This is a genomic window from Streptomyces sp. S3(2020) (genome assembly GCF_013044505.1).
Taxonomy (GTDB): Bacteria; Actinomycetota; Actinomycetes; order Streptomycetales; family Streptomycetaceae; genus Streptomyces.
Genome location: NZ_JABERD010000334.1, coordinates 1 through 7,070 on the forward strand (window position 1 = coordinate 1; position 7,070 = coordinate 7,070).

Below are 7,070 nucleotides of genomic sequence, written 5' to 3' on the forward strand. Positions count from 1 at the left end.
CAGCTCCCCCGCGATCGTGCCCACCGGCAGCGCGCACATCAGCAGTCCCAGCCCCACCGACCCCGCGCCCAGATCGTCCGCGTACGGCGCCGCCAGCGCCTCCGGCACCACCGAGAACATCGGCGGCACCCAGAAGAGGAACAGCAGCACCCGGACCCGGCGGTTCGCGAACACCTGCCGCGCGCCCTTCAGCGACTCCGTCACCAGGGCGGTCCCGGCCCCCGCCCGCGCCGGCCGCCGCCGGGTACCGAAACGCAGCAGCACCGCCGACGCGCAGAACGTCGCCACCGTGATCAGCAGCGCATGCCGCGGCGCCACGACGGTCAGCAGCAGACCACCCACCCCGTACCCCACGAGCAGCGCGCTCTGCGACACGATCCGCAGCAACGAGCGGCCCAGCACGAACAGATCGCCGTCCCCGAGGATGTCGGCCAGCGTGGCCATCCGCGTCCCCTGGAACACCGGCGCCACCACCGCCAGAGCGCACCGCAGCGTCAGCAGCAGCGCGATACCCACCCCCGGCGCCGCCATCGGCAGCACACACACCGCGCACACCAGATCGCACACCACCAGCACCCGCCGGGCCGGGAAGCGGTCGGCGATCCCCGCGAGAAGGGTGCCGCCGACGACGTACGGCAGGAATCCGAGCGCGAACGCCAGCGCGCTCATCAGGGGTGACCCGGTCAGGTCGTAGACCAGGACCGAGAGCGCGATCTCGCTGACCACGACCCCCAGCAGGGAGAGCAGGTGCGCCACGAAGACCGCGCGGAACTCCCGTACGGCGAAGACGCGGCCGTAGCCGGTGGGCGGGGCGGCGGTGAGGGTGTCGTCCGTCATGTGCAGCAGCGTGCCGACCGCCCGGCGCGCACCCTAGAGTTTCGGTTACAGCCGAATCTTCTCAGCGGGAGGTGTGTCCCATTCCGTCGCGACTGCACTTCGGTGAGGACGACTTCCTCCGCTGCCGTTTCGCGATCTCCCCCCTCTGGGAGACGCAGGAGGTCGTCCGCACCCTCAAACGACCCGACCGGCACGGCTATCACGCACCCTGGCTGCGCCGGGTCCGTACCGCGGCCGCCGGGCTCGATCTCACGCCGCTGTGGCTGCTGATGCCCCGCCGCGGACACTCCCCCGACTGGCTGGGCCCACCCCCGCTCGGGCCCGCGGCCACCTTCGAGGAGGAGATCGCCGCCGTACGGGCGAGCGATCCGGCATCCGCGCGGGCGGACACCGCGAAGTCGCTCGCCTCCACACCCGGCGCGCTGGAGTCGGCGCACGGGCGGGCCTGGATGCGGGACCCCGTCCGGATGGTGCGGGAACTGTCCGACGCGATGGAGGAGGTCTGGCACACGCTCGTCGCCCCGGACTGGCCCCGGCTGCGCGCCCTGCTGGAGGCCGACGTCACCTTCCACTCGCGCCGGCTGGCCGAGGTGGGGCTCGGCGGGCTGCTGCCGGAGATCAGCCGGCGGTTCGGCTGGGACGCGGGGACGCTGACCGTCGAGCACCGGGGCGAGCACGAGCGGCGGCTGGAGGGGCAGGGGCTGGTGCTCATGCCGAGCGTCTTCATCTGGCCGGACGTGGTCAGCACCTACGATCCGCCCTGGCAGCCGACCCTCGCGTATCCGGCGCGGGGCATCGGGGGCCTGTGGACCGAGCCGGACGACCGTACGCCCGACTCGCTCGTACGACTCCTGGGACGCGGCCGCGCCGCGGTACTCGCCGCACTCGACGAACCGGCCACGACCACGGCCCTCGCCCACCGGCTCGGCCTCGCCCCGTCGTCCGTGTCCGCACATCTGACGGTCCTACGGGATGCCGGCCTGCTCACCGCGAGACGGTACGGCCATCAGGTCCTGTACGAGCGCACGCCACTGGGGATCGCGTTGAGCGGGGTCGCGCCGGCGCCCCGATAGGGGCGCGGGGCTGTATTGGATCTGCGGCTACCGCCGCGCGGGCGCGACCAGCCACAACGAACCCGCACCCGACACACGGCCCTCCGGCGCCAGCGGTGTCGCCAACCGCTCGGACACGTGATCCATGTAACGATAAGTAACGCATTCTTACTTAAAGTCACCCCCGCAAGGGAGCAGCATGCCCCGGCTGACCCACGCCCTCGCCATCCTCACCACCCTCACGCTCGCCGCAGGCTGCTCCGCATCCGACGTCGAGGAGGCCTCCGTCGCCGGCTCGGCCAGCAAGGAGGCGGACCAGGACCCGGCGTCGCCGTTCTGGGTGGACCCCGACAGTTCCGCCGCCCAGCAGATCCAGCTGTGGCAGCGGGAGGGCCGCACCCGGGACGCGGCGCTGCTCCGGAAGATCGCGGACCAGCCGACCGCGCTGTGGCCGGCCGGTGAGATCGACCCGGGTCCGACCGTCGGAGAGGCCACCGCGGCCGCCGCGGCCGAGGACCGCACGGCACTGTTCGTCGCGTACAACATCCCGCACCGGGACTGCGGCCAGCACTCGGCGGGCGGGGCCGCGGACGCGGACACCTACCGGCGGTGGATCGGGAGGTTCGCGGACGCGCTCGGCGACGCCAAGGCCCTCGTCGTCCTCGAACCGGACGCCGTCGCGCACATCGTGGACGGCTGCACGCCGGGCGAACACCACGCCGAGCGCGAGGAGTTGCTGGGAGAGGCGATCGACCGGCTGAAGCGGCAGCCGCACACCAAGGTCTACCTGGACGCGGGCAACCCGTCCTGGATCAAGGACCCCCGCAAGCTGGTCGAGCCCCTGCGGCGGGCGGGCGTGGCGAAGGCCGACGGCTTCTCCCTCAACGTCTCCAACTTCCAGACCGACGCCGTCACCAAGGAGTACGGCCGCCGCCTCTCCAAGGACCTCGGCGGCAAGCACTTCGTCATCGACAGCAGCCGCAACGGCAACGGGCCGCTGCCCGGCGTGTGGTGCAATCCGCCCGGCCGGGCGCTGGGCACCGCGCCGACGACGAGGACGGGCGAGACGGCCCTGGACGCCTATCTGTGGGTCAAGCGGCCCGGCGAGTCGGACGGGACCTGCGAGGGCGGTCCGGACGCCGGGCAGTGGTGGCCGGAGTACGCCGTGGGGCTGGCGGGCAACTCCCCGGACTGACCGGCCACTTCACCTGCCCCTGCCTCGTCTAGTCCACCTGGATCCACTTCGCTTCCGACGGGGTGCCGTCCGCGTCCGTCACGAACAGCATGTACCAGCCGGGCGGCACCAGGGCCGAGTCCTTCGGCACGTCGAAGGTGACGGCGTCCGCCTTCTTCGTGACGCCGAGTTCGATGGAGCGCTGCTCGACGTCGGTGGTGTGCGTCACCGCGCTCGGCCGCATCAGCCGGGCCTTGACGATCCGGTCCGGGTCGTCGGTGCGGAAGGTCGCACGGTGGTTCTTGTCGAGCCGCTTCGGCCCGTCCTCCAGTACGGGGCGGTCGGCGCCGCCGCTGTGCAGGGCGGGCGGGGTGAAGATCTCCATGCGCTGCTCGAAGTGGCCGAGCTTGGTGTTCTGCTGGTCGTCGTAGAGCGGGTCGGAGCCGAAGCTGGCGACCCTTCCGTCGGGCAGCAGCAGCGCCTCGGAGTGGTAGTTGCGGCCCACCGTCGGCGACGCGGCCTCCCGGAAGACGTTGCCCTTCGGGTCGTAGAACTGCGCCTTGAGGATGTTGCTGGCGCTGCGGCCGCGGTAGTCCTCGGCGCCGTTCGCGGTGAACACGGTGTCGTCCGGCATGATCACGCTGTTCAGATACCGCGTGCCCTGCGGGAGGTCGGGGCCGTCCTCGAAGACGGGGTTGTCCTTCTTCAGGTCGACGACGGCCGTGCGCGGGGTCGACTTCTTCGACTCGCCGACGCCTCCGCCGCCGAGGATCATCACCTTCTGGTCCTGCGCGGGCGGGAGGAGGAGGGACGCCGAGGTCTCCGTCTCGTCGGCGTCCCGCAGCCCGGGCACCTTCTCGAAGGTGTTGGTCTTCAGGTCCCACAGCCCCGGCGCGCGGCCCATGTCGGCAGGCCCGTAACCGGCGTTGGAGGCCGGATAGAAGAGCTTGCCGCCCTTGGTGAGGAAGAGGGCGGGGTACGTCGGGAAGTACCGCTTCGGACCGGGGGACCACTTCTTGGTCTTCGGGTCGTAGATCTCGTTGTCGCCCGGATCGATCATCCCCACGTCGTCCAGTCCCGAGACGGCGAGGACGCGGCCGTCGTCGAGGCCGACCAGGGTCGGGTACCAGCGGGCCTTGTCCATCGGGTCGACCGGGATGTACTTCTCGGCGACCGGGTCGAACTCGTAGGCGGCGCGGATGCCCTGGAAGTCCTGCTTGTCGAGGGTGATCTTCTCGCTGAGGCCGTAGGCGTTGTCCGCGTCCTTGCCGGTCAGGCCCACGATCTCGTACTGGGCCTGCTTCTCGGTGACGGACATCGGGCCCTTCTCCACGGCCTCCACGAAGACCCGCGCCTCCGCGGCCGTCACCTTCGTCTGCCAGGGCTGCATCACCCCCCGGGCGTTGTAGGTGACCTTGAAGGACTTCTTCGCCTTGGGGACGGTGACGTCGAACTTGGTGGCGTACTCGACCCCTGCGGGCGAACGGAAGCGGGTCCCCTTCTTCAGGACCATCGCCTTGTCGGGGTTCTCGTTCTTCACGCGCATACCGCCGCCGGCCCGGTCGACCTCGCCGTCGAGCAGCTCGTAGCGGGCGGTGCCGCCGGCCACGAGGAGTCTGCCGTCCGGGAGTTGGGCGTGCCCGGAGCAGAAGAAGTCGTCGGGGGTGGGGATCTTCTTGAAGGTGTCGGTGGCGGGGTCCCAGAGAACGGTGTCGAAGGACCCCTCGTCGAACTTCTTCTGCTCGTTCCCGGAGCCCGCGACGATGAGCACCTTGCCGGTGTGCAGGAGCGCCGCGTGGATGGCGTTGGTGCGGTACTCCTGCGGGATGTCGATCCGGCTCCAACTCCCGTACTTCGCCTTGTACCCGGGCTGGGCGATCTTGTACGCGTAGTACCGGTCGCCGGCGAAGTCGAGCGCGGCCGGGGCGTTGAGGCCGACGAGGAGGGCGATGCCGCCGATGCCGAGGACGGTCTTCTTGGTGCGCTGGGACGGCTGGTAGGCCATGGCCTAGTTCCCTCCTGTCGTGGTGCTGGAGGTGGTGGCGAGGGCGGGCTCGGTGCCGTCGACCGGGCGGGGCGTGGCGGTGGCGCTGGCGCCGGCTGCGGCCGTGGAGCGGTTGGCCTGGCGTTCCTTCAGACGCGTGGAGACCCACACCGCCACCGGGGCCAGGGATATCGCCATCGCCAGGACCGCCCAGGTGCGCATCGCCACATGTGTGTGGTCCAGGGCGACCGAGCCGGCCAGCGAGGCGGCGAGGAGGGCCGCCCAGAACAGATGGATACGGAAGGTGAGCAGCCGGTCGGGGCTGGCGTCGCCGCCCTTCGGGGTGATGACGAAGCGGCTGGGGCGGCGGATGAGGGCCTCGCCGAAGGACTTCAGGTAGATCGGCGCGGAGAGCGCCGACATCGCCATGCCCGCGAGGCCGCCCGATCCCTCGGGTTCGTGCGGGGAGACGTTGTGGCGGCGGTTCCACAGGTAGAGGCCGATCTGGAGGGCGGCCGCGTCGCTGTAGAGCATCAGCCACACCGAGGCGGCGACCTGGGTGCCGGACGCGCCGAACCAGAGGAACAGGAAGCAGCTCAGGATGCCCAGGAACCAGTTGACGGCCGTCATCGGGTAGTAGACGAGCATCAGCGTGTACGAGAAGAGCCGCCCGGGCGGCATCGTGAACGGTGCCTTCCAGTACTGCTTGAAGAGCGTCTCGTACGTGCCGCGCGACCACCGCATCTGCTGGGTGAAGAAGTCCGTCCAGGAGGCCGGGCCTTCGCCGACGGCGAGGACGTCGGGGGTGTAGACGCTGCGCCAGTGGTGACGGGTGACCGGGTTGCGGTGGCGGTGGAGCTCGAATCCGGTGGCCATGTCCTCGGTGATCGAGTCGTAGAGGCCGCCGATCTGCTTCACGGCCGCGATGCGTACGACGTTGTTGGTGCCGACGAACATGGGTGCGCGGTAGCGGTTGCCGGCGCGCTGGATCAGCGCGTGGAAGAGGAACTGCTGGGACTCTGCGGCCTTGGTGACGGGATTGTGGTAATTGCCGTACACCTGGGGCCCCACGACGAACGCGACGTCCGGGTCCCGGAGGTAACCCATCATCCGCTCAAGGAAGTTGGGGAGTGGGACGTGGTCGGTGTCGACCGAGGCGAAGAAGTCGTACTCGTCGCCGTGCATCGCGATCCAGGCGTTGTAGTTGCCGTGCTTGGTGTTGGCCTTGTGGACGCCCTTGGGCCTGTTCCACTCGGGGACACCGTGGCGGGTGAAGTGCCGTACGCCGAGTTCCGCGCAGAGGGCCTTGGCCGGTTCGTCGTCGCCTTCGTCCAGGAGCCAGATGTCCAGGGGGCCGGTGTGGGTGATCCTCGTGGCGCCTTCGAGGGTGGCGCGGACCATCTCCAGGGGTTCCTTGCCCGGGACGTACGTCGTGAGGAAGGCGACTCGGGTGCCGGGTTCGGGGGTGACGGGGACGGGGTCGCGGGCCACGAGGGTGGCGTGTGCGACGGAGACGACGTTGACGACCATGAACAGCTCGATGAGCGCGATGGCTATGAGCATCGTGATGTCGAGGCCGACCATCCACTCGTCGCCGCCCTCGCGCTCCACCCAGTGGGTGGGCCAGACGAGGTAGACCAGCAGGGCGCCGGTGAGCAGGGGCGCGAGGGTCATCAGGAGGATGGCGCGTATTCGGCGCGGCTCGCCTGCGAGGAGTGAGGTGTACTGCACCCGGTACTTCTCGGCGGACGGCTCCGTGAGCGGTCCGGCAAGTCGGCTGTGGGTGTCGTAGTCGTAGCCCTCCGGCCGCACAGCGCCCTCCAGTGATCGAACGAGCCGATATCCACACAAAAGTGGAGATTTCGGGGCGTGTCGAACTGGGAGGGTCCAGGTGGGTGGGTGGATGCCTGCGGCGGCCCCTGCGGCCTTGGTGGGGGCGGGCGTTGCGCAGTGCGGTTCGTGGTGGGTCGGGGCCGCACCGGGGGGTGTCCGTCCTCGGTCGGGCGGTGCGGTGTGTTGGGGC

The 7,070-nt window shown here is 70.3% G+C and carries 5 protein-coding genes; 2 read left to right on the top strand and 3 right to left on the bottom strand.

Features of this window, described 5'->3' with window-relative positions:
* Positions 1 to 837, bottom strand: an 837-nt coding sequence (locus HLK59_RS46695; protein ID WP_171147764.1) for an MFS transporter, incomplete at its 3' end; no start/stop codon positions are given.
* 80 nt (positions 838 to 917) lie between these two features.
* Here HLK59_RS46695 and HLK59_RS46700 point away from each other — a divergent pair.
* Positions 918 to 1,910, top strand: coding sequence for a winged helix-turn-helix domain-containing protein (locus HLK59_RS46700; RefSeq protein WP_171147768.1), 993 nt, complete (start codon positions 918 to 920; stop codon positions 1,908 to 1,910).
* A 178-nt stretch (positions 1,911 to 2,088) separates the two neighbouring features.
* Positions 2,089 to 3,084, top strand: coding sequence for a glycoside hydrolase family 6 protein (locus HLK59_RS46705; protein WP_171147765.1), 996 nt, complete (start codon positions 2,089 to 2,091; stop codon positions 3,082 to 3,084).
* 28 nt (positions 3,085 to 3,112) lie between these two features.
* Here the strand turns inward: HLK59_RS46705 and HLK59_RS46710 are convergent, their stop codons facing one another.
* Positions 3,113 to 5,068: a kelch motif-containing protein gene (locus HLK59_RS46710; protein WP_171147766.1), complete on the bottom strand. Its 1,956-nt coding sequence runs from the start codon at positions 5,066 to 5,068 to the stop codon at positions 3,113 to 3,115.
* Positions 5,069 to 5,071: 3 nt separating this feature from the next.
* Positions 5,072 to 6,859 carry a cellulose synthase catalytic subunit gene (locus HLK59_RS46715; RefSeq protein ID WP_171147767.1) on the bottom strand — a complete coding sequence of 596 codons (1,788 nt, stop codon included), beginning with the start codon at positions 6,857 to 6,859 and terminating at the stop codon, positions 5,072 to 5,074.
* Between the last annotated feature and the right edge of the window lie 211 nt (positions 6,860 to 7,070).

Coding starts and splice junctions, on each gene's coding strand:
- HLK59_RS46705 (WP_171147765.1), top strand. CDS start 2,089: ATGCCCCGGCTGACCCACGCCCTCGCCATCCTCACCACCCTCACGCTC.
- HLK59_RS46710 (WP_171147766.1), bottom strand. CDS start 5,068: ATGGCCTACCAGCCGTCCCAGCGCACCAAGAAGACCGTCCTCGGCATC.